Genomic DNA, 21,532 nt, shown 5'->3' on the forward strand with positions numbered 1-21,532 from the left:
GGAACCGCTAATTCGGGACGACCGAAATTCGGGACTGTGACCGAACGCGATGGGACCCGGGTCGATTGCCACGTGAAAATACTCGACGACGGCGTCGCCGAGCGGGCAAAGGCACGCGGGATTGACGTACTCGTGTACGCTCCTCATTTCATGCCCTTGCCCGAGATAGAGCGCCGAGCGGATCGCTTTTCGGACGACGAACTGCTCGTGGTTCCCGCCCGCGAGGTGTTCACCGGCTCGTGGCGCGATCGCAAACACGTCCTCGCGATGGGACTGTCCGAGCCGATTCCCGACTTCATCTCGCTCGATGGTGCGATGACAGAACTCGCTCGGCAGGACGCCACTGTGATCGTGCCCCATCCCGAGTTTCTCACGGTTGGACTATCCGCAGACGACGTCGTGGCCCACCGTGAGCGGATCGACGCCGTCGAGGTATGCAATCTGAAACACTGGCCACGACACACCACCCGGGCCCGCGAGATTGCGCGTGCCGTTGACGCTCCGGTTACCGCGTCCTCGTATGCTCACCTCCCTGGCTCTGTCGGCCTGGCGTGGACGACGTTCGACCACGAAATCGGAACTCAGGACGAACTGTGTGCTGCACTGCAGGACGGCGTTTCACGCCAGGCCTGTCGTCGTCAAGGGTGGAGCTCCCGGCTCCAGTCGGTCGCGGAGTTCGCACATCTCGGCTGGGAGAACACCGGCAAGAAGTTCGATCGGATCGTTCTCTCGGGGACGGAAGCGACACATCCAGACCGACCACTGTACGAGGGACGATTTGACGACGTTTCGGTGTACTAGACGCCGATTGATGACCGCGCAGCGTCGAGCGCCATCAGCGGGACATCGTAGATGATCACTGCCGCGACGACGAGCTCGGCCAGCGTAACCACGACCGTCATCAGCGTCGAACGATTGCTGCTCACCGCGACGCCGACCGGGAGACCGAACTCCTTCTTCCAGATCGGGTAAAACAGCGCAATGCCACGCTTGCTCCCCGCTATATCGAGCACATAATGTGTCAACACGCCGATCCAGACGTACTGGAGGTTCCCGTCGAAAAAGTACGGGAACGCAACGAACAGTGCCAGAATCGGGAGGTTGTGCAGCGTTTTCCGGTGCTTCCCGAAGTCCGTATCGACGTCGGGGAACAGCGCGCCGAGCGTGACGGGAATGCCGACTGCGACCATCGTAATAAACGTGGTCTCGTCACCGGCGGGCTCGAGCAGGTACGCGAGACCGATGCTCAGGAAGACGGCGTTGAGCACGTGTCCTTTTTTGTTCATTTGGGTGTACTCGGTGTCTCCGGCCGCCCGCCGAATGATACTTTCCCTTCGTGTCGTACTACTGGCTGGATACTTACGGTTGGTTTCGGAGTTCCGTGAGAACATCGTCAAGCGCCTGTCTGACGGTCGCGGCACGAACCGTCGACCGGTCGCCCTCGAATTCGTAGCGTGAGACCGTTGTGTACGACTCGTTCGTGTCCCACGGCCCGGCGTACGCGACGGCGATATACACCGTCCCGACAGGAGTCTCCTCGGTTCCGCCGCCCGGCCCCGCGACGCCGGTTATACCCACGCCCCAGGTCACGTCAGCAGTATCCCGAACGCCGCTGGCCATCTGTCGGGCGACCGGTTCGCTGACCGCGCCGTAGTCGTCGAGATCCTCACGGTTGACCCCCAGTAGTTGCCGCTTTGCGTCGTACGCGTAGGTGACAAGCGAGCGGTCGAAGTAGTCACTGGAACCGGGGACTGCCGTCAGCGCTGCGCCCATGAGTCCGCCGGTACATGACTCTGCGGTGGCAATGGTGGCGTCTCGGTCACGGAGCTCGTCACCGAGTTCGGCGGCGAGATCAGTCCCGGGTGGTTTCGTGCTGTCGTCCGGTTCGTTCATACCGGCGAATCGGTCGGCACCGTCTTGAATCCACGTCGTCTCGAAAGAGACTCCTGTCGCCGCTCGAACGGGTTGGCATGAGCAACGACCGCCCGCTGTTCTTTCAGGTCATGCAGTACGCCGACCGAGCCGACGGTGACGTGATCAATATGGTAAGTGGCAGCCCCGACTGGGAACCCCCTGCCGCGCTTCGCGAGGGGCTCGTCGAGTACGCTGGGGGTAAGCCCGAAACATTCCAGTACCAGCCCAGCGAGGGGTTGACGAAACTACGCGCCGAGATTGCCGACCGCCGAGGGGTCGACCTCGAACAGGTCGTCGTCACGAACGGCGGCGCGGAGGCGAACTACCTCGCGATGGCCGCAGCGCTGGAGCGTTCGAGAGGTAGTGAGGTACTGCTCACCGATCCGGTGTACCCGTACTATCCCCAGAAAGCGGAGATACTGGGCGGTGTTCCGGAGTACGTCGCCACCGATGCGGACGGCTCGCTCGACCCCGCACAGGTCCGTGACGCCGCCACCCAGGAGACCGCGGCGATCGTCGTCACCACACCGAACAACCCCAGCGGCGCGGTCTACGACGAGGCGACGATGCGCGAGCTCGTGGCGATTGCGGAGGACGTCGACGCTATACTTGTCAGCGACGAGGTATACGACCACTTCGACTACTCCGGCACCTTTGCGAGCGCGCTGGCGGTCGACTCCGAACATCGCATCGTCACCAACTCCTTCTCGAAGTCGCTGGCGATCACAGGGTTCCGAGTCGGCTATGCAGTGGTTCCCGACGCGCTGGTCGACCCGGTGAAGACGCGGCACATGCTGGTCAACGTGGCTGGAAGTCGTCCTGCACAGTATGCCGTTCTGCAGGCGCTACAGGGAACCGAGACGGAGTACTACCGGGAGAACCGCGAACGGATGCACGCGCGAATCGAGGCGTTCACCGACGGTCTCGAACGGGCGGGAGCCGAATACACGATCCCTGATGGCGGCTTCTACGTGCTCGCGCGCTTCCCCGATTTCCCGGGGACACTTGCGAACGTCGAGCAGTTGATCGACGACACCGGGGTCGCAGGAATGCCCGGTGAGGCGTTTGGGAGCGCCCGCGACGAGTGGCTTCGATTCGCCTTGCTCTCGCCGCGCGTCGAGGAGGCCGCGGATCGGCTCGCGGAGTATTTTTAGCGCAGCCCTTTCGGGGTAGTCGGACTATGGGTCGGCCCTGCCCACCGACCCCGGGCGTCCATGCACTCTGGCCGCCCGATCCCGTATAAACCGACGGGTACACAAGCCCGCGAGCGGTAGCGCGGGTATGAGCAGCATCGACGTCGAGGCGGTCGACGAGGTCGAGGAGGGGTCGACGGAGCCGGATGATGGGTCTGTCGATCCGACCGATGAGAGTGATGACGACGGGGTCGAGGTTGACGTCGAACCGGGTATCGAAATCACGTCCGATACGCCCGAGTACGTCCTCTACGGCGGGAAAGGCGGTGTTGGGAAGACCACGATGGCCGCGGCGACCGCTCTGGCCAGTGCCGAGTCGGGGACGAAAACGCTGGTCGTCTCGACCGATCCGGCCCACTCGCTGTCGGACACCTTCGAGGCCGACATCTCGCCGCGTCCGGAACGGATTCGTGAGGACGTCCCGCTGTACGCCGCGGAGATCGATCCGGATGATGCGATGGAGGAGAACGCAGCGATGTTCGGCGGTGGCGCTGGGGCCGAACCCGGGTCTGCAGGCGGCCCGGAGATGAGTGCGGAGGCCGGGGCGGGTACTGACCCACAGGGCGGTCTGGGTGGTCTTGGCGACCTGCTCGGCGGTGATGGACCCATGGATATGCTGATGGGCGGATCGATGCCCGGATCGGATGAGGCGGTGGCGATCCAGAAACTCATCGAGTACATGGATGATCCGCGTTTTGATCGGGTGGTAGTCGATACTGCGCCGACGGGTCATACCCTGCGGCTGCTCGAACTCCCCGAGATCATGGATACCATGGTCGGTCGGGTCCTCGCGATGCGCGAGCGTTTCAGCGGCATGCTCGACGGCGTCAAGGGGATGTTCGGCGGCGAGGACGTCCCTGACGAGGGGGGCGTCGACGAGCTACGAGAGCTCAGCGAGCGGATCGAACGCCTCCGTGAGACGCTTCGCGATCCGGCACAGACGGACTTTCGCGTCGTGATGGTGCCCGAGGAGATGAGCGTCTTCGAGAGCCAGCGGCTCGTCGACCAGTTGCGTGAGTTCGAGATTCCGGTTGGGACGGTGGTAGTGAACAAGGTGATGGAGGACCTAGCGGACGTGACCGACGATGTCGACGCCGACCAGTTCGTCACGCCGAACCTCGACAGTTGCGAGTTCTGTCAGCGTCGCTGGGACGTCCAGCAGGAGGCGTTGCAGTCGGCTCACGAACTGTTCCGCGGCCACGATATTAAACGCGTTCCGCTCTTTGCCGACGAAGTGCGAGGCGAGCGAATGCTCCGGACTGTTGCTCGGTGTCTCAAGTGAAAAATATTAGTTGAGGCCGCCGGAAAGTCTCGCTATAATGACCGATACCGTTCTGTCCATGCTCGTGGCGACTGCCGTCCTTACGCTGATTGGGGTACTTATCAAATACTTCGGCGTCGTCGAGTTGATCGCGGGCTACGATCCGGACAAAATCGAGGATGAGGACGGACTCGCTACCTTCATCGGGACGCAAACCCTGTACGTGGCGGCGCTCACTGCCATCGTTGCCGGGTTCGAGTATACACAACCGTTCGATGGCTATCAGGGAATCTGGATCGTCTTTGTCGTCGGGACCCTGGCGGTAACCGTTCGGATGGTCCGTGGTGCACGCCGGTACGAGAAACCTGTATAGTCAGACGAACCGCCGAACGATCCCGAACAGCGCGTCACGGATGGGGTCGGGTGTAAGCCGACCTAGCGAACTCAGCTTGCCGAACTGTCCGACTGGATAGCGCGACCTGGGATCCGGGCTGTTCGCGGCTTCGAGGATCGTCTCTGCGACTTCTTTTGCCTCGACGGAGCCAAAGCCACCACCGCCGATGATTTTGGTATCCTCGATCATCGAATAGAACCAGTCGTACGCGCCCGATCGCTCCAGGGCGTCGGTCTTGGATCGCATCTCGTCGCCAAAGGAGGTGTTCACTGGTCCCGGTTCTACCAGCGCGACGTTGACGTCGAACGGCTCGACCTCCGAGCGGAGCGCATCGCTCATCGCTTCGAGCGCGAACTTCGAGCTGCAGTAGACGCCGCCGCCCGGATGGGAAACGCGTCCCGCGACGCTTGAGATATTGACGATCGTCCCGCGCTCGCGGTCTCGCATGTGTGGTAGGACGGCTCTGGTGAGCCGGTGTGGTCCGTAGACGTTGACGTCGAACTGTTCGTGGACGACTTCGGTTGGGACTTCCTCGGCTGGTCCCATCTGGGCGTAGCCGGCGTTGTTGACCAGTGCGTCGATCCGTCCGGTCTCGCTAATCACACGCTCGACGACCTGTCGGACATGGTTTTCGTCGGTGACATCGAGTTCAGCCGTCTCACAGCCGGCCTCGCCGAGATCGGCGATGTCGTCGGTATCGCGTGCGGTCGCGTAGACCGTCCAACCGTCGTCGTCGAGAAATGCCTTCGCCGCCTCGCGTCCGATCCCCGACGAACAGCCGGTGATCAGCACCGTCTTCAGTTTCCCCTCACGGGGCGGCGTCTCGCCCGTCTCGTCGTCTCGCGTATCGGCCATACCCATCAATTAGCCGCCAAGTAATTAAGCATAGGAGAAGTCCCGGTGGGATCCCCCTAGCGGCGTCAATCGTCGACGAGGGATTTTGCCTCGTCGGCGTACGCGTCGGCCCGCCGTGTCGGCTCGGGCAGTTTGTAGCCGTCGGCAAGTGCAAGCACTAGATCGGCGGCCGTTGCCGCCCCGACTCGGTGGCCTGGGCTGACGTACAGCGGGTTGATGTGACGATTCGGCGAGTCGTACTGGCGCGTCTGGACGGCGTAGCCGATCCGTTCACCCGCCGTCGCGGTGACGTCCTCGTCGCTTTCGATCGGAACGCGCTCGCCCGCCGCGAGCCCCTCGACTGACCGGGTGGGCGTCCCACACAGCAGGCTCTTGGCGACGCCGACACTCGGCACGTCGAGCACGACTCCCATGTGGGTCGCGATCCCAGCTTCACGAAAGTGGATCCGGCCGCTCCCGTCGAAGACGAACAGGTCGGGTGTGCTCGTCAGCTCAGCGACGGCGTCGAGGATCGGGCCGCCCTCACGGAACGCCAGCAGGCCGGGGATGTAGGGGATCGAGAGATCGGTGACGGCGTAGACGCGCTCGACGACCTCGCCTCCGCGTGAGACGACGATCGCGCTGATCACCCGGTCGTCGAGAAACGCCTGATCGATGCCAGCGACGAGCGGGGGGTCCTCGTCCGGCGTCGCAAGCGGGCCATCAATGATCGTTGCCGGATCGAACTCGAAGTCGTCCGCGAACCTCGCCTCGCTGGCAATATCGCGCTGCTGGGCTTCCATCGTCTCGCGTCCCCTGTCGGGATCGGGCACGAGATCGGGACGTGCCAGCTTTGGCGGGCCGTTCATCGTTCAGAATCGGCCGCGACCCGGACCCCCAGGGCCGCCCGGACCGCCCGGACCACCGGGGCCACGACCGCCGCCCAGCTGGACCTGATTCGGCGTCCGGATCTGGCCCTTGACGTAGTTCCCGTAGATCAGTCCGATACCGAGACCGATGAGGTGGGCGATATGAGCGACGCCTGCCCCAACCCCCGGGGCGCTGGCTGCAAACACCGAATAGCCCGCGAACAGCACGGTCAGCAGCCAGATCGGCATCGGGAGGATGAAGTAGACGTACACTTTGAGTCCCGGGTTCAGGATCGTCAGGACGCCCATGATCGCCAGGGCTGCGCCGCTGGCTCCGAGTACAGGCACTGCATCGCCCATGAGAATACCGATGCCGATCTGTCCGAGCCCCGCAAGGATCCCACTCACGATGAACAGTATGGCGAACTCCCGCGAGCCGATGTAGTCCTCGACCAGTCGGCCGAAGAAGTAGATCACGATACTGTTGACCGCAATGTGGAACAGTCCGCCGTGTGCGAAGATCGACGTGACCCACGTCCAGAGGTATAGCGGGTTCTGCGGATCGAGCGTGAAGAGGGCTCTGAACACTGTCGGATCGTAGAAGCTTGGGTTTCCGACAACCCCGGTGAACGTCTGAACGGCTAGCTGGGCGGCAAACGTGATCCACATCAACACGAGGAACACGAACGTCATGTTGCCACGGAAGTAACCCAGCGGCCCGCCGGGTCCGGTGTCGATGCCGATCCGGTCGAGCAGGCTCCGCGAGCCGTCGGGGTCGTCGACGCTATCATCGAACCCGCTGTCGAAGACGCCGCTCGGGTCGTTCCACTGGGCGAGTCCCGGACAGTCGTGGTTCTCCGGCAGGCGATGCTCCGGACAGAAGGTACCGCCGCACTGGCTACAGTTGTACGGCATATTCTCTTCGCGCCCACACACGTCGCATTTCGCCATTTGCTACTCCTTCGGGCGGCCGTCAAAAGGGGTTTGCGGTCCGATTTCGCCGTGGCTTTTTGCCCGTCGACACCCCACTGGAGAGTATGCAGGAGTACCAGCGCAAACAGCTCCTCGAACGCGTCGACCGCGAGGGCGCGACGGTCGGCACGGAGATCCCCGAACGGATCGCCGTCCAGGGTGAGGAGATCGAGCTGCAGGAGTTCGTCTTCGAGATCAAGCGACGCGAGACCTATCCGGCGAGCGAACGCGAACGGGTCGACCGGGCGAAAAAGAACCTGCGTCGCGAACGGCTCCAGCGCCGCCAGCGCATCGAGGACGGCGAGATCAGCTTCGAGGAGGGTGAGCGACTCGCCCGATCGATCGTCGGTATCGATCGTGCGCTCAACGCTCTGGAGAACCTCCAGCCCACTGACCTCGAACGAGAGACGATGGCACAGGAGACCGCCGACAAGAAACGCTGGATGTCCTTCCTCAGACAGGCGCTTGGCCACGAGGACACGAGCTCGAGACGTCTCGGCGGGACGGGGAGGGGCCGATGACGACCGACGACGAGATCGTCGCCGAGCTCGAAGCGATGGCCGATCTGCTCGAAGCGAAAGACGTCGAATACAAGCCCCGCGCCTACCGGCGCGCCGCCGAGAACATTCAGGAACATCCGGGGTCGGTCGCCTCGCTCGCTGCGGAGGGCACCGACGCGCTCGACGAGATCGACGGGGTCGGCGACGCCATCGCCGCCAAGATCGTCGAATACGTCGAGACGGGCACGATCGAGGAGCTAGAGGAGCTTCGCGGTGAGCTTCCGGTCGAGATGGACGCCCTCACGCGCGTCGAGGGGGTCGGCCCGAAGACCGTCGGGACGCTCTATCGCGAACTCGGCGTCCGGACGCTCGCGGATCTGGACCGGGCCGCCCGCGAGGAGAATATCCGCGAGATCCACGGCTTCGGACCCAAAACCGAACAGAACATTCTGGAGAACATCGAGTTCGCCCGGAGCGCTCGCGAGCGCGAGTTGCTGGGTGACGGTCGCCCACTCGCGGACGCGCTCGTAACGTATCTTGCCGACAGCGACCCGGTCGAGCGCGTGGAGGTGGCTGGATCGATCCGCCGCTGGCGCGCGACGATCGGCGATGTCGATGTGCTGGTCGGGGCCGAGGATCACGCCGCCGTCCTCGAGGCCTTCACCGACTGGGAGCGCGTCGAATCGGTGATCGAGTCCGGCGAGAACAAGGCAAGCGTCCGGGCGGGTGGCGGCGTCCGGGTCGATATCCGGGTCGTCGTCGACGCGGAGTTCGGGAGCGCGTTGCAGTACTTTACGGGAAGCAAAGAGCACAACGTCGACCTGCGTAACTACGCGCTCGATCGGGACATCAAACTCAACGAGTACGGGGCCTTTGATATCAGCGACGTGGCGGCTCCCGAGAGCGACCAGCGCGTCGGCGAGCGGATCGGTGGGCATACCGAAGCGAGCATGTACGACGCCCTCGATCTGCCGACGATCCCGCCGGAGCTTCGCGAGGGGCGCGGCGAGATCGAGGCCGCGGCCGCGGGCGAGCTTCCCGACCTCGTCACCGAGGCCGACGTTCGGGGGGACATCCACGCGCACACGGACTGGTCGGACGGCGGCTTCACGATCGAGGAGATGGTCGAACAGGCCGCCGCGTTCGGCCACGAGTATCTCGCAGTGACCGACCACGCGAGCGGCCCCGGTATCTTCGGGAATACGGGTCTGGACGACGACGAACTGATCGAACAGATCGAGGCCGTCGAGGACGTTGCCGCCGATGCCGGGATCGACGTGCTGACCGGCGTCGAGGCGAATATCGACGCCGATGGTGGGCTCTCGGTCGGCGACGACGCGCTCGACGCGCTCGACGTGATCGTCGCCTCGCCACACAGCGCGCTCGACGCCGACATGGAGTCGGCAACTGACCGGCTCACGACGGCGATGACGCACCCGGCGGTCGATGTGCTGGGGCATCCACATGGTCGCCTGCTGAACCAGCGGTCCGGGCTCGAACTGGACATCACCGAGCTCGCCGCCGTGGCAGCCGAGCAGGACGTCGCCCTCGAAGTCAATAGCAACCCTGCGCGGCTGGACCTGTGGGGGCGTCCGGTCCAGGTCGCCGTCGACGCCGGTGCGCCGATCGCCGTCAACACGGACGCCCACAGCCCCGGCGAGTTCGCCAATGTCCGCTACGGCGTCCACACCGCACGTCGCGGCTGGGCCGAGCCGGGCGACGTCATCAACACGTGGCCGATCGACGATCTGCGGGAGTTCCTGCACTGAGATGGCGCGCCTGCTCGTCGACGCGATGTGTGGCCGACTGCCGCCGTATCTTCGGCTCTGCGGGCACGATACGGTCTACGCCCCGGATCGCGGGATCGAGGACGATGACGCCGTGCTCGCGGTCGCGGACGCCGAAGACAGGACGATTCTGACACGGGACCGGGAGCTGTCGGACCGGGCCGAGCGAGCCGTACTGCTGCGGAGCCGTGGAACCGACGCCCAGCTCGCCGAACTCGCGGCTGCCGGGATCGAGCTGAGCCCGACCGAGACGCCCCAGCAGTGCGGTCGGTGTAACGGGCCTGTCGAAGCGGTTTCCGGAGCCGAGCCGGGGCTTCCCCAGTACGTGCCGGACGAACTGCCACGCGACGAAGAAGGGGCAACGCTGTGGCGCTGTCGCTCCTGCGGACAGTACTTCTGGAAAGGGGGTCACTGGGAGCGGATGACCGAAACGCTCGACGGTGTCCGGTGATCAGCGGTTCGGCTCCCACTCTTCGCAGGCGTCCATATCCTCCATAACCTCGCCGTCGTAGCCACAGTACGGCTGCATTCCGGCCGAGGAGTTGACATAGCGGAAATGCTCGCAGTTGCCGCAGTATCGATCGCCGACGTCCTTTGCGGTCGAGGACGAGCCCGGCGAGTCCTCCAGTGGTGAACTGATATCGCTCGTGCTCGCCCCGCCGTCACTGGCCGTGCCCGAGGGGCCAAGTCCGCCTGCGCTTCCGCCGCTCGACCGGGTCGCTCCGCCGGTCGATGTGCCGTAGGTACCCGGTTCCCGGTTCGACTGGGTCGACCTCTGGGAGGCACCGGCGTCGCTCTGCGCGGCGCTTCCTGACGTTCCGGGCCGATTCGTCTGCGTTTCAACCTCGCCATCCGGCGTCCCGCCGAGCATCCCGATCCCGCCGAGACTGCCCGACTGGACCTCCGAGCGGTCGACCTCGACGACGCGGGTTTCCCCGGACTCGGTGCGGACCTCAAGCGAGACTGTGCCGCCCGGATCATTGCGCTCTTTGAAGTTCGCGATGCCGACGAACAGGCAGCCAAGCGTGATCATGACCCCGAGGAAGTAGACGCCGAGGACGTACGGCGTCAGGTTCTGGTTGTAGCCCGCCCAGTCGCTGGGATAGGCGTGCCAGAACAATGCAACGCCGAGGACGGCGATACTCGCGCCGATTACCGAGGCGGCGCGGAGGCGTTCGCTAGCAGGAAGGATCGTGGAGACGCCCAGCAGCGTCGCTGGAACGCCGAGTCCGGCCAGGATACCGCCGATCAGGTTCGGTGTGAACTCGCCGTCGATCCCGACGAGGCCGGGCAGCCCGGTCGTCGCGACGAGCATCGCGAGGATGGTCAGCACCGCTCCCGCGACGAACAGTCCGCTGCCGACGTAGAGCCGCCGGACGTCTTTGACCTCCCCGACGTGGCCCTCGTAAACGTCCGCGAGGCTAGTCATACTTGCCGTGTTGTACCCCCTCATACATAACAGTATGTCAGACATCGCCGCTCAGGGATCGCCGCGCCGTCAAGTATTGCCGTTCTCCGCCCAGCGTGAAACAAAGTTGGCTACACCGGCGGGTAGAGTCGGGCGACGCCGTGAAGCGAAACACATAATCGCCGGGGCCCTGAACGTCGATATATGTCAGACGACGACGCGGAAGCAGAGGAGCCTGCCGTCGAGTTAGGCGACGGAACGCCCGTGGAAGGCGCACCGCTCGCGCGTCCGGCGTCCCGGCTCACGTGGCCGGTCGAGCGAAGCGAGGTCGTTCGTCGCGAGGGTGAGACGACGATCCGGACGCCCGACGGTCCGCAAACGCTCGAATCGCTGCTGGACGACGTCGAGACGACGTACTTCCAGAGCCGTCAGGAGTTCGTCGACGACGTCGAAGCCGTCATCGGTGACGGTCCAGTCGCGACCAGCTGATACGGTGTGACCGAACTCGCGAGCACTGCGCGCCGGAGGCTTTCGTCGCTTACCTGGATACAGCGCTCACTCATTGTAGCCGCGGGACTGTTGGTCCTCTACCAGTACTGGTCGACGAGCGGACTGACCGAGCGCGTCGTCCGCGACATGCTCGTGTTCGTGGTCGGCCCGCTCGCGCTCGGTCTCGCTCACGGTCGCCGGATCGGCTGGCAGGTCGACCGGGTTGCGGTCCGAAACACCATCCTCCTGTCGGCCTTTGTCCTGCCCTTCTATATCGTCGGCTCGACGCTTCCGAGCATCCGATCGTTCTACCCGATGTGGTCGACGACGCTGGCGCTGGGCGAGTTCGTCCCCCACGCCATCCAGCTGTTCTTGCTCGCGCTGGCGACCGAGACGTACTTTCGGGGGCTACTCTGTGTCGGCGTCCGTGATCTGGGTCTCAAATGCGTGCTCATCAGCCCCGTGGTCTATGCTCTGTTGCACGTCGGGAAGCCCCCGATCGAGTTTCTGCTGTCGGGGCCGACCGACGTCCTATTTGGAACCGTGGATTACTACAGCAACTCGATCCTGCCCTCGGTCGTTGCCCATGGCGCTGGCCTCGTGCTGCTCGACTGGTTGGTGCTGCGCGATCCGGTTATTTCTCCGGAACTCACCCTCCGGGCACTCCGGTGCCTACCGGTACCACTCTAGCGCCGCAGGTTTTTGCCCATCGGGGCCGAACCGCGTGTATGTCGCTGCCATACGATCCGGCCGAGCTGACCGACGAAGATATCGGCGAGAAACGCGCCACGCTGGAGATGGGCCACGAGGAAGCGATCGAACACGTCCGTGAGGTCTGTGCCGAGGTCGGCTTCGGCATCCCCGTCGAGTTCTCTCCCTCCGAGTTGCTCAACGAGAAAGTCGATGCCGACCGGGATCCCTACTACGTGCTGGGCGCGTGCAACCCGAAGATCGCGAACCGTGCCCTCGACGTCACGAAGTCTATCGGCGGCCTCTTTCCCTGCAACATGATCGTCTGGGAGGAAGCGCCGGGCAGGCAGGTCGTCTACCACGTCTCGATCATGAAACTCGCACACATGTCGGGGATGGTTCCACCGGACAGCGAGGAGTGGGACGCGATCCTCGACGAGACCGGCGAGATGACCGAGGAAGCCTTCGAGAAGATCGAAGCGCAGGCCTGAGCGGTTTCAGAAATCGCTCAACTGCGACTGGATCCCCGCGACCATATCGGACTTTCGCCGGAGCTCGCCAATCGAGATCGGGAGCTGTGATTCCAGCCCCGTGATCGCGTCCCGGAACGTCTCCGCGGTGGCGTGTTTCCCGGCGAGCGTCGGCGGGATCTCGGCACCGGGAACGTCCCGACCGCCGTCGGGGTCGAACGCGTTCCTGACACTCTCGCGGATCTGCCAGACGCCGACGGGAGCCCAGTACTCGTCGGTGACCTCACGCAGGACGAGACACTTGGCCTGACGACCCTCCTCCGCGAGATGTTCGAGGACGCCCAGACGGCTGGCGTAATACGCGCCCGCGGTCTCCTCGACGTAGCCCGTGCGGCCCTCGTAGCCCTCCGAGGCGCTGGCGAGCCAGTAGCCCGAGTCGACGGTCGGGTTCCAGACGCTGCCCGGCGCTTTCATCTCGACGAGCTCGAACTCCCACTGGCCCGGCGTGAGCACGATCCAGAAGCGGTTCCCCATGAACTCGTTGTACCAGACCTGCGTCTCGTCGATGCTCGTTGCGTTTCGCAGGGTCCCACGCAGGTACTCGCCGATGGTGTCGTCGACTGCGGTGATCGACCAGCGGGTCGGAACGAGCCGTCGGTTCTCGCCCTGCCCGAGCGCGCCCGCCGAGAGGATCTCGCGGATGTCGTAGACGTCGAAGCCGCGCCGGTAGAGATACGTCATCGCGCCCTCGGCCTGCCAGTCGTCGTCTTCGAGGGTCTTTTTGACGGGCCGGGGAACGTAGGGGTTCTCGGTGAGGTCGACCGACTCGGCGGCGACGTTCGGGCCGGTCGGCGCGGCGATATCGTCGACGTCGACGCCGAGGTCCGGGCGGCCGTCCAGTCCGATCTCGACGTCGACCGGGGTCCCGGCGATCGCGACCTCACGCTGTGCGCCGAGCATCCCGTCCCACGCGTCGGCCACTGCTGGCGTCGTTTGCCCGGCACGGCGTCCCGGCGCGTCCACGTCGACGCGCTGCTGGGAGTTCATCAGTCCCGTGCGGCGCTGAAAGACGTCGTCGATGGAGTAGCCCTGCCGGTACCAGCTATCGTCGGTTACATAGTCGCCAGCCCGATCCTCATCGCCGACCGGGGAGAGGATACCGGTCGAGACTGCGGGGTAGTTCGAAGTGCCGACAAACACCGACGGCGACGTCGATCCGACCATCGTGTCGTCCTGAATCGCGTCCTCGAACCGGTCGGCAACGCGGTCGATATACTCCGTGATCTCGTAGGACTTCTCCTCGGCGAGGCGGCGACGCTCTGCCGCTTCGTCCCGCTCTAACCCGTCGACGAACTCGTCGAGGCGCATTCGATCGTAGTTGGTCGTTCCGGGTGAAGAATCTTCGTTTCGTGGAGCCGATTTCTCGGCGTCGTGGATCCTCCGTGTTGTTACAATGTAACATTGTTTACAATGTGACACCAGTTACCTGAACGGGTCCACTGGGGGTCGGCCACGGAGCGCGAAGCAACCGAGTATCACGACGCAGTCGCTGGGGAGGAAAAGCGTCGAAAACGACCGCCGACTCAGCTATGGATGCCCATCGCTTCGATCTGCTCTTGATACCGGTTCCGGATTGTCACTTCCGTCACCTGTGCGACATCGGCGACCTCGCGCTGGGTCTTTTTCTCGTTACAGAGCAGGGATGCGGCGTAAATGGCGGCAGCAGCGTAGCCGGTCGGTGATTTTCCGGAGAGCAGTCCTTTCTCGGCGGTCGTTTCGATAATCTCGTTGGCTTTCGTCTGTACTTCCTCGGACAGTTCGAGTTCGGAGCAAAAACGGGGAACGTACTTCTTCGGATCGACGGGTTTCATTTCGAGACCGAGTTCCTGGGAGATATATCGATACGTTCGACCGATCTCCTTGCGCTCGACCCGAGAGACCTCGGAAATCTCTTCGAGGCTGCGCGGGATGCCTTCCTTGCGACAGGCCGCATACAGCGCGCTCGTCGCAACGCCCTCGATCGATCGCCCGCGGATGAGATCCTCTTTGAGCGCTCGCCGATAGATTACCGAGGCGACCTCACGTACAGAGCGGGGGACGCCGAGTGCGCTCGCCATCCGGTCGATCTCGCTGAGTGCGAACTGCAGGTTCCGCTCGCCCGCGTCCTTCGTCCGAATCCGTTCTTGCCACTTCCGCAATCGGTGCATCTGGCTGCGTTTCTTCGAGGAGATGGAGCGACCGTAGGCGTCCTTGTCCTTCCAGTCGATCGTCGTCGTCAGCCCCTTGTCGTGCATCGTCTGGGTGGTTGGGGCTCCGACGCGGGATTTCTCCTGGCGTTCCTGATGGTTGAACGCCCGCCACTCCGGACCGGGGTCGATCTTCTCTTCCTCGACGACGAGTCCGCAGTCTTGACAGACCAGTTCTCCGCGATCAGAGCTCTTGACGAGGTTATCAGAGCTACACTCCGGACATTCCCGGACGCCCTCGCTCTCCTCCTCCCCTTGCTCCGTCGTTTGTTCGCGCTCCCGCTGGCGAGTGGACCGTGTCATCGCATTTTTATAGTAGTACTACCGACACACTTAAACCCTCGGTAAGTATTTTGTGGTCTACTGCAGGTCAGTTAATTCGTGGTTTATTCATCGTATCGCAGTACGTCGAATACCGATGGTAACGCCCGGCGGAAACGGAAACACATATAACCCGAATAGGCTGACCTTGCGTCAATGCCAGTTCACGAGTGTGATGTCGACGAGGCGCGAAACCGGCTCCGAGAGGGGGGTGTCGAGATCGCCGACGGCAACACAGACCACGAGCAGTGGCGGGCGTCGACCGATGGTGCGACCGCAGTTGCCTACGACGAGAAGGTCGTCGTACAGGGTGCGCGCCCGCAGGAGATCGAGGCACATCTCAGAGACGAGGGGGGTCGCACGCACGTTTACTTCGACGGGGCATGCCGGGGGAATCCGGGCCCCAGTGCAGTCGGCTGGGTGCTTGTCAATAGCGACGGAATCGTCGCCGACGGCGGCGAGGTGATCGGCGAGGCGACCAACAATCAGGCGGAGTACGAGGCATTGATCCGCGCGCTGGAAGCCGCTCGCGACTTCGGCTTCGACCGTGCCGACGTCCGCGGTGATTCGGAGTTGATCGTCAAGCAGGTCCGGGGTGAATGGGATACGAACAACCCCGAACTACGCGAACTGCGCGTTACGACCCGGGAACTGCTGGACGGGTTCGACTCGTGGTCGCTCGAACACGTTCCCCGAGAGATCAACGACCGGGCCGATGAACTGGCAAACGAGGCGCTGGACGATGCCTGAACTTCCAACTGACGTCATCGAGGAAGCCGAACGGCTCACCAGACTGGCCCGAGAAGTGAGCGACGGGAGCGAGTGCGACGCCTATCTCTCCAGACGGGACGACCTACTCGACGACGAGGCGTTCGAGGCACGGATCCGGTCGGAGGACTCACGGGAGGTGCTGGTGTTACATCCCGCGGAGTGGCTCGACGATGGGACGATCCGCCCCGATCGAATCGAGGATACCGACCGTGCCGTCGAGATACCGCTGACTGGTCCCGGCGACCCTGACGACTGGCAGACGGTGAAAAAACATAACAGGGACGTCGTCGAGCGGGTTCGTGAGAACCACGGGGATCTCCACGGGGACAACGCGAGGGCCCTGGCCGAGTTCATAGGGAACCACTACGCGCGGCCGATCGAGTCGGCGACGGCGGCCGAACTCCAGGAGTTCCGGACGGAGTACTACCCGCGCAACGTCTGGCCGACAGAAGAACAGAGGGACGTCGTTGACCGATCGATCGAGGTCGTCTTCGAGACGGTCGATCGGAGAGTACCGGAATACTAGGCCGACCCGTCGACGAGTGTCCGGAGCCTGGCACCACGCTGTTTGTCGGCACTGAGTTTCGAAATCGACCACTGGAGTTGCTCGAAGAGCGCGCTCTCACCGTCCGACGTGAGCTCGTACTGGTTCGTTCGTTTGTCCAGTTCACTCTTTTCGACCAGTCCGAGTTCGACCAGTTCGTCGAGGTTCGGATAGAGTCGACCGTGGTTGACCTCGTCGTCGTAATACGATTCGAGCTCCCGTTTGATCGCGAGGCCGTACATCGGTTCTTCGGACAGGATTATCAAAATATTCCGCTGAAACGCGGTCAAATCACGTACAATACCCACTTCGGCGGCTGTCTGTGCCTCTGACATGGCTAAACGAGTAAAAGAAGGCTGGATATTTAACACTTCTTAACCATTAACCGATATTATTAGGTTATATTGGCGGAAAATTACGGAGATGCAGCTTCGAATGTTTGCAAAAGAGGGCGCGCAATCCGGACGATTCGGACAGTCTTCACTCCTGAATAACGTCCGGATCCCGAAAGTACTTTTTGGCCGCCCGCAGGAGAGTAGGCTGCATGACGAACCTCTGGGAAGACCTCGAAACCGGGCCAGACGCGCCCGACGAGATCTACGCTGTCGTGGAATGTCTGAAAGGCGAGCGCAACAAGTACGAGTACGACAAGGACGTTCCGGGCGTCGTTCTGGACCGTGTGCTCCACAGCAACGTTCACTATCCGAGCGACTACGGCTTTCTACCGCGCTCGTACTACGACGACGAGGACCCCTTTGACGTCCTCGTGCTCGTCGAGGATCAGACGTTTCCCGGCTGCGTGATCGAGGCTCGCCCTGTTGCCCTGATGAAGATGGACGACGACGGCGAGCAAGACGACAAGGTGATCGCCGTCCCGACCGAGGATCCCCGCTACGACCACATCGAGGATCTACAGGATCTTCCCGACCAGCTCATCGACGAGATCGACGAGTTCTTCCAGACCTACAAGAACCTCGAAGCTGGCAAGGAAGTCGAAACACTGGGCTGGGAAGACAAAGCAGCCGCCAAAGACGCTATCGAGCACTCGATGGAGCTCTACGACGAGAACTTCGACAGTCCGCGTAACTGAGGGCGCTTCTTTGCGATACTCTCGAGTTATTCTCTCCCCGAGACGCATACGTTATGAGCATGGGTAATTTTTTACCCCTACAACGGCTACCTGTATACACAATGGCAACCAGTGACACTGCTCGCGGCCCTCTCGACGACCGGCTCGACGGCGACCGATCGGTCGACGGTCGCCGAGAGGAGAGTCGTATCGGGATCGATCATCTGACGGTTGTCCCCGAGAACTTCGATCCGGAGACCGGTGGGATCGACCGGTGACGTGACTCGATTCTCGACCGGGACGACTGCAAGGATTGACGCGACCCGCGACGAGCGGATGATCTCACAGTGAAAAGAACCTTCTTGTAGCAGTCCCCTCTATCTTGTCACATGGGTCTATTCGATCGGCTACGCGGCGACGACGTTCCGCGAGTCGCCTTCTTCGGCATTGACGGGGTGCCGTACAGTCTGCTCGCGGACCGGTTCGACGAGTTCGAGAATCTGGCAGCGATCGCAGAGGACGGTGGGGCCGGGCCGATCGACAGTATCGTTCCCCCCGAGTCGAGCGCCTGCTGGCCGAGCCTGACGACCGGAAAGAATCCCGGGAAAACGGGTGTCTACGGCTTTCAGGACCGGGAAGTCGGGAGCTACGACACGTACGTCCCAATGGGGCGTGACGTGCAGACCGAACGGGTCTGGGATGTCGCACAGGACAATGACCGAACGGCCACAGTTATGAACGTTCCCGTCACGTTCCCGCCCCAGCGAAACGTCCAGCGGATGGTCTCGGGCTTTCTCTCTCCCGGTATCGACAAGGCAGCCTATCCGGACGAGCTCGCCGAGTATCTACAGGGGATCGATTACAAGATCGACGCGAACGCCAAACTCGGCCACAGCGAGGATAAATCGGAGTTCATCGAGAACGCTCACGAGACGCTCGACCGTCGGTTCGAGGCCTTCTCTCACTACATCGAACAGGGGGACTGGGACCTCTTTTTCGGCGTCTTCATGACGACGGACCGGGTCAACCACTTTCTGTTCGAGGACTACGAACGTGACGGCGAGTACAAAGAGGAGTTCCTCGACTTTTACAGAAAACTGGATGACTACCTCGGCCAGCTCCGGGAGATGCTCGGTGACGACGTCACGATGGCTGTCGCCAGCGATCACGGCTTCACGACGCTGGACTACGAGGTCCATCTCAACGCCTGGCTCCAGCAGGAGGGGTGGCTTTCCTTCGAGAATGACGAGCACGACGAACTGGGTGATATCGACGACGATACCCGGGCATACTCGCTGATCCCGGGCCGGATCTACCTCAACCTCGAGGGACGGGAACCGCGCGGGAGCGTCCCGGAAGACGAGTACGAGGCAGTCCGGGGGGAGCTCAAAGCCGAACTCGAAGCCCTGGAAGGGCCCGATGGCAACCCGGTAGCCGAGCGCGTCGTCGAGAAGGAGGACGCGTTCCGGGGCGACCACGACGACATCGCACCCGATCTCGTCGTGATCCCGAACCATGGCTACGATCTGAAAGCGGGATTCAGGGGCCACGACGAGGTCTTCGGTACCGGACCACGAAATGGGATGCACACGTTCGAGAACGCGTCGCTGTTTATCGACCACCCCGAAGCCGAAATCAAGGATGCCGATCTGCTCGATATCACGCCGACGATTCTGGATCTGCTCGACATCGAGTACGACCGTCCGGAGTACGACGGTGCGAGTCTGGTGTAGCGGCGATTAGCCGTGTCTCAAGACGTGTCAGAGTTCGATATCGATCGTCGGTGGAACGTACAGTGCAATCGCGGGGACGCTCTGGTTCGCGTTCACGCTACTGATCATCGCCCTGCTACGAGTCGATCAGGGTCTGCCACTCGCCGTCGCTGTGACTGGGAGTTTCTTGAGTGGCCTCTCAATTGTCGTCTACTTTGTATACATCTACGACGGTTCGGACCGGACCTCAGAATAGATCGTTTAGCTCGTCGTTCTGGAACTGTGCTGCTGGATCGGCGTCGCTCTCGGCCTGTTGCTCGTTTGCTTCCCTGGCACGTTTCATGAACTCCTCCATTCGATCGGACCGCTCGACGCCCGAGAGCAACACCAGCGCCGCCAGCCGATCGGAATCGAGCGGGAAGTCTCCCCCGCGGACCTGCAAACTGCCGGTCTCGTCCTCGACCATCCGCCGCGCGCGCTCGACGCCCTTGCGTGGGATCGATTCTGGCCTCCCGGCGACGACCAGCAGCGCTGCGTCGGCCGTCCGTGCGTCGGGCAGGCTCGTCCCGGTAAACAGCGCCTGACGGGCCGTGCTCATCGCCGTGTTGATATTCTCTGCGCTGTCCTCGCTTGCCGTTGCGCTTGCGTACCCCAGTGCGGAGATCTCGCCCTCCCGGAACGTGTTGATCACTTCGCTGGAGTCGACGACGCTTTCCCCGACCCCCTCGATCGCCTCGCCCGAGGCCAACAGGAGCCCGACACGCTGTGCGATCGCCTGGTTGATCGCATCGAACGCGTCGCCCACGCTGTCGCCGGAGCTGTGCCACGCGTCGTTATCCACGAGTAGTGTCGAGTCCGCCTCGCGGACGAGCGTTTTGAGGGATCGACCGGCGTTGGCCTGATACATCGCCCCCTCGTCGCGACCGGGCAGGACGCCAAGTGCGTAAACAGGGATGTCGTAGACACGGGCAAGCTCACGGACCAGTACGGGCGCGCCGCCACTTCCCGTGCCGCCACCGAGTCCGGCGACGACGAAGATCCCCTCGGCCTCCGCGGTGATCCGTCCGTCGAGTTGGCCCATCACCTCGCCAGTGTCTTCCTGCATGATCTCTGCGCCGAGTTCGTTATCGCCGCCAACGCCGTGGCCGTTCACTCTCGCCTGTCCGATAAGGCAGGTATCGATCGAAAGCGACTGTAGATCGGCCTTCGCACTGTTGACCGCGAGCGCGCCACGGACCGCATCGAATCCCATTCGGTTATCGAACTCGGCCAGCGCCTGGGTCACCTTTCCCCCGGCCTGTCCGACTCCGATCAGTACGACCTTCATGACACCAGAGTATCACTGGACAGTGATCAACCTTCCCCCGGCGCTGGAGCACTCGCTCTCGAAACGCGCCCGAGCTGCCGCAGGTTTATATCATAGCGGGCGGCCAGAGGCCTCGTGACCGATCTCGATACCGTCGACGAGCGGCTTCGTGCCGTCGAGCGGGCGATTTCCGACGGCGACGCCGACAACGTCGCGCTGACCGATCCGGACGGCGAACTGACAGAGAGAATCGAGACCATCGAGGCGAATGTCGCCGAACTCGACGCCGCAGTTCAGGCGATCAGAGGCTACGTTGGCCATATTCGCTCGCTCGACGAATCCGTCGAGCAGGAGGCGGACTCGGCGCTTGCAGCCGTCGATGACCTTCGTGAGCGCGTCGACCGGCTGGAAGCCGACGGACCTACCGAGGACAGGTCGTCCGTCCCTTCCAGTGACCCGCCCTCCGGTGCCGCATCGTATCCTGGCCGAGAGCACGACCGACCGACTACTCCGCGGGGGCGCACATCGACCGATGGTGGCACCACAAGTCAGGAATACGAAGCGCGACGCACACCGCGGCGAGAGCCACACTCTCCTTCAACAACTGAGTGCCCCTGCTGTGGCTCCGCCCGACAGAGAGCACCGGCAAGAGAACAGGCGAAGGGATCAGGATCCGCCCGTGACCGCCCGGATCGCGGGGAGCGGCCGAGCACCGATACACCGCCGGTTGAGGGCGTCGACGAGGATGGGCTGGTCGACCGAATCCGGGGGAAGCTCTGAGA

Annotated in this window: 26 protein-coding genes; 16 read left to right on the forward strand and 10 right to left on the reverse strand. The window is 63.1% G+C overall.

The features are described 5' to 3' along the window. Nucleotides 1–36 precede the first annotated feature (36 nt). Nucleotides 37–801, forward strand: a complete 765-nt coding sequence (locus AArcSt11_RS14065; protein WP_250597999.1) for a PHP-associated domain-containing protein — start codon at nt 37–39, stop codon at nt 799–801. Here AArcSt11_RS14065 and AArcSt11_RS14070 read toward each other — a convergent pair. Both AArcSt11_RS14070 and AArcSt11_RS14075 read right to left on the reverse strand, forming a co-directional pair. Next, nucleotides 798–1,286 (reverse strand): metal-dependent hydrolase, encoded by a 489-nt coding sequence (locus AArcSt11_RS14070; protein WP_250598000.1) that lies wholly within the window; start codon nt 1,284–1,286, stop codon nt 798–800. The genes AArcSt11_RS14065 and AArcSt11_RS14070 overlap by 4 nt on opposite strands. Before the next feature lie 73 nt (nt 1,287–1,359). Further along, the gene (locus AArcSt11_RS14075; protein ID WP_250598001.1) at nt 1,360–1,893 is read right to left on the reverse strand and encodes a CinA family protein; all 534 of its coding nucleotides are present in this window, start codon (nt 1,891–1,893) and stop codon (nt 1,360–1,362) included. A gap of 77 nt (nt 1,894–1,970) precedes the next feature. Here AArcSt11_RS14075 and AArcSt11_RS14080 point away from each other — a divergent pair, with 77 nt between their 5' ends. The 3 genes from AArcSt11_RS14080 (at nt 1,971) to AArcSt11_RS14090 (ending at nt 4,741) form a co-directional block, all read left to right on the forward strand. Beyond that, the gene (locus tag AArcSt11_RS14080; protein WP_250598003.1) at nt 1,971–3,068 is read left to right on the forward strand and encodes a pyridoxal phosphate-dependent aminotransferase; all 1,098 of its coding nucleotides are present in this window, start codon (nt 1,971–1,973) and stop codon (nt 3,066–3,068) included. 127 nt (nt 3,069–3,195) lie between these two features. Continuing rightward, on the forward strand, nt 3,196–4,389 hold the full coding sequence (locus AArcSt11_RS14085) for an ArsA family ATPase (protein WP_250598005.1): 1,194 nt from the start codon (nt 3,196–3,198) through the stop codon (nt 4,387–4,389). A gap of 37 nt (nt 4,390–4,426) precedes the next feature. Beyond that, a complete protein-coding gene (locus tag AArcSt11_RS14090) occupies nt 4,427–4,741 on the forward strand; it encodes a DUF3784 domain-containing protein (protein WP_250598006.1) in 315 nt (104 codons plus the stop codon). On the opposite strand, the gene AArcSt11_RS14095 is transcribed toward AArcSt11_RS14090, so the two are convergent. From AArcSt11_RS14095 to AArcSt11_RS14105, 3 genes are all read right to left on the reverse strand, one after another. Next, entirely contained in the window at nt 4,742–5,617 is an 876-nt protein-coding gene (locus AArcSt11_RS14095; RefSeq protein ID WP_250598007.1) for an SDR family oxidoreductase, read from the reverse strand. 65 nt (nt 5,618–5,682) lie between these two features. After that, on the reverse strand, nt 5,683–6,465 hold the full coding sequence (locus AArcSt11_RS14100; RefSeq protein ID WP_250598008.1) for an endonuclease V: 783 nt from the start codon (nt 6,463–6,465) through the stop codon (nt 5,683–5,685). A gap of 3 nt (nt 6,466–6,468) precedes the next feature. After that, on the reverse strand, nt 6,469–7,416 hold the full coding sequence (locus tag AArcSt11_RS14105; protein ID WP_250598009.1) for a rhomboid family intramembrane serine protease: 948 nt from the start codon (nt 7,414–7,416) through the stop codon (nt 6,469–6,471). 86 nt (nt 7,417–7,502) lie between these two features. On the opposite strand from AArcSt11_RS14105, the gene AArcSt11_RS14110 reads away from it, so the two are divergent. Genes AArcSt11_RS14110 through AArcSt11_RS14120 form a run of 3 tightly spaced genes read left to right on the forward strand, consistent with a single transcriptional unit; the run spans nt 7,503 to nt 10,175 of the window. Next, entirely contained in the window at nt 7,503–7,958 is a 456-nt protein-coding gene (locus AArcSt11_RS14110) for a DUF5788 family protein (RefSeq protein WP_250598011.1), read from the forward strand. After that, a complete protein-coding gene (polX, locus tag AArcSt11_RS14115; protein WP_250598013.1) occupies nt 7,955–9,706 on the forward strand; it encodes a DNA polymerase/3'-5' exonuclease PolX in 1,752 nt (583 codons plus the stop codon). The genes AArcSt11_RS14110 and polX overlap by 4 nt, the downstream gene beginning before the upstream one ends. Before the next feature lies 1 nt (nt 9,707). Then, a complete protein-coding gene (locus tag AArcSt11_RS14120) occupies nt 9,708–10,175 on the forward strand; it encodes a Mut7-C RNAse domain-containing protein (protein WP_250598015.1) in 468 nt (155 codons plus the stop codon). On the opposite strand, the gene AArcSt11_RS14125 is transcribed toward AArcSt11_RS14120, so the two are convergent. Further along, nucleotides 10,176–11,153 (reverse strand): cell division protein CdpA domain-containing protein, encoded by a 978-nt coding sequence (locus AArcSt11_RS14125; protein WP_250598017.1) that lies wholly within the window; start codon nt 11,151–11,153, stop codon nt 10,176–10,178. It lies immediately after the preceding gene. 183 nt (nt 11,154–11,336) lie between these two features. Here AArcSt11_RS14125 and AArcSt11_RS14130 point away from each other — a divergent pair, with 183 nt between their 5' ends. From AArcSt11_RS14130 to AArcSt11_RS14140, 3 genes are read left to right on the forward strand one after another with little or no spacing between them, the layout of a single operon-like run. After that, the gene (locus AArcSt11_RS14130) at nt 11,337–11,621 is read left to right on the forward strand and encodes a DUF5789 family protein (RefSeq protein ID WP_250598019.1); all 285 of its coding nucleotides are present in this window, start codon (nt 11,337–11,339) and stop codon (nt 11,619–11,621) included. A 6-nt stretch (nt 11,622–11,627) separates the two neighbouring features. Next, nucleotides 11,628–12,311 (forward strand): CPBP family intramembrane glutamic endopeptidase, encoded by a 684-nt coding sequence (locus tag AArcSt11_RS14135; protein ID WP_250598021.1) that lies wholly within the window; start codon nt 11,628–11,630, stop codon nt 12,309–12,311. Between the two features lie 38 nt (nt 12,312–12,349). Next, nucleotides 12,350–12,802 carry a DUF302 domain-containing protein gene (locus AArcSt11_RS14140; RefSeq protein ID WP_250598023.1) on the forward strand — a complete coding sequence of 151 codons (453 nt, stop codon included), beginning with the start codon at nt 12,350–12,352 and terminating at the stop codon, nt 12,800–12,802. A 6-nt stretch (nt 12,803–12,808) separates the two neighbouring features. Here the strand turns inward: AArcSt11_RS14140 and nreA are convergent, their stop codons facing one another. Together nreA and AArcSt11_RS14150 are read right to left on the reverse strand one after the other, a co-directional pair. Further along, complete coding sequence (gene nreA, locus AArcSt11_RS14145; RefSeq protein ID WP_250598025.1) at nt 12,809–14,149, reverse strand: DNA repair protein NreA; 1,341 nt, start codon at nt 14,147–14,149, stop codon at nt 12,809–12,811. Between the two features lie 215 nt (nt 14,150–14,364). Next, complete coding sequence (locus AArcSt11_RS14150; RefSeq protein WP_238477810.1) at nt 14,365–15,330, reverse strand: transcription initiation factor IIB; 966 nt, start codon at nt 15,328–15,330, stop codon at nt 14,365–14,367. Nucleotides 15,331–15,504: 174 nt separating this feature from the next. Between AArcSt11_RS14150 and rnhA the strand changes: the two genes are divergently transcribed. Together rnhA and AArcSt11_RS14160 are read left to right on the forward strand one after the other, a co-directional pair. Continuing rightward, nucleotides 15,505–16,098 carry a ribonuclease HI gene (rnhA, locus tag AArcSt11_RS14155; RefSeq protein WP_250598027.1) on the forward strand — a complete coding sequence of 198 codons (594 nt, stop codon included), beginning with the start codon at nt 15,505–15,507 and terminating at the stop codon, nt 16,096–16,098. Further along, nucleotides 16,091–16,645 carry a DUF7108 family protein gene (locus AArcSt11_RS14160; protein ID WP_250598029.1) on the forward strand — a complete coding sequence of 185 codons (555 nt, stop codon included), beginning with the start codon at nt 16,091–16,093 and terminating at the stop codon, nt 16,643–16,645. The genes rnhA and AArcSt11_RS14160 overlap by 8 nt, the downstream gene beginning before the upstream one ends. Here AArcSt11_RS14160 and AArcSt11_RS14165 read toward each other — a convergent pair. After that, on the reverse strand, nt 16,642–16,998 hold the full coding sequence (locus AArcSt11_RS14165) for a PadR family transcriptional regulator (RefSeq protein WP_250598031.1): 357 nt from the start codon (nt 16,996–16,998) through the stop codon (nt 16,642–16,644). The two genes, AArcSt11_RS14160 and AArcSt11_RS14165, sit on opposite strands and share 4 nt — an antisense overlap. 209 nt (nt 16,999–17,207) lie before the next feature. On the opposite strand from AArcSt11_RS14165, the gene AArcSt11_RS14170 reads away from it, so the two are divergent. The 3 genes from AArcSt11_RS14170 to AArcSt11_RS14180 all read left to right on the forward strand — a co-directional run bounded on the left by AArcSt11_RS14170 (nt 17,208) and on the right by AArcSt11_RS14180 (nt 19,465). Further along, nucleotides 17,208–17,753 (forward strand): inorganic diphosphatase, encoded by a 546-nt coding sequence (locus tag AArcSt11_RS14170; RefSeq protein WP_250598033.1) that lies wholly within the window; start codon nt 17,208–17,210, stop codon nt 17,751–17,753. A gap of 101 nt (nt 17,754–17,854) precedes the next feature. After that, nucleotides 17,855–18,010, forward strand: a complete 156-nt coding sequence (locus AArcSt11_RS14175; protein ID WP_250598035.1) for a hypothetical protein — start codon at nt 17,855–17,857, stop codon at nt 18,008–18,010. A gap of 111 nt (nt 18,011–18,121) precedes the next feature. Then, complete coding sequence (locus tag AArcSt11_RS14180; RefSeq protein ID WP_250598037.1) at nt 18,122–19,465, forward strand: alkaline phosphatase family protein; 1,344 nt, start codon at nt 18,122–18,124, stop codon at nt 19,463–19,465. A 226-nt stretch (nt 19,466–19,691) separates the two neighbouring features. Here AArcSt11_RS14180 and AArcSt11_RS14185 read toward each other — a convergent pair whose 3' ends face one another. Further along, a complete protein-coding gene (locus tag AArcSt11_RS14185) occupies nt 19,692–20,771 on the reverse strand; it encodes a tubulin/FtsZ family protein (RefSeq protein WP_250598039.1) in 1,080 nt (359 codons plus the stop codon). Nucleotides 20,772–20,885: 114 nt separating this feature from the next. Between AArcSt11_RS14185 and AArcSt11_RS14190 the strand changes: the two genes are divergently transcribed. Next, nucleotides 20,886–21,530, forward strand: a complete 645-nt coding sequence (locus tag AArcSt11_RS14190; protein ID WP_250598041.1) for a DUF7310 family coiled-coil domain-containing protein — start codon at nt 20,886–20,888, stop codon at nt 21,528–21,530. Nucleotides 21,531–21,532 lie beyond the last annotated feature (2 nt).

This window comes from Natranaeroarchaeum aerophilus, assembly GCF_023638055.1.
In the GTDB taxonomy this organism is placed as follows: Archaea; Halobacteriota; Halobacteria; order Halobacteriales; family Natronoarchaeaceae; genus Natranaeroarchaeum; species Natranaeroarchaeum aerophilum.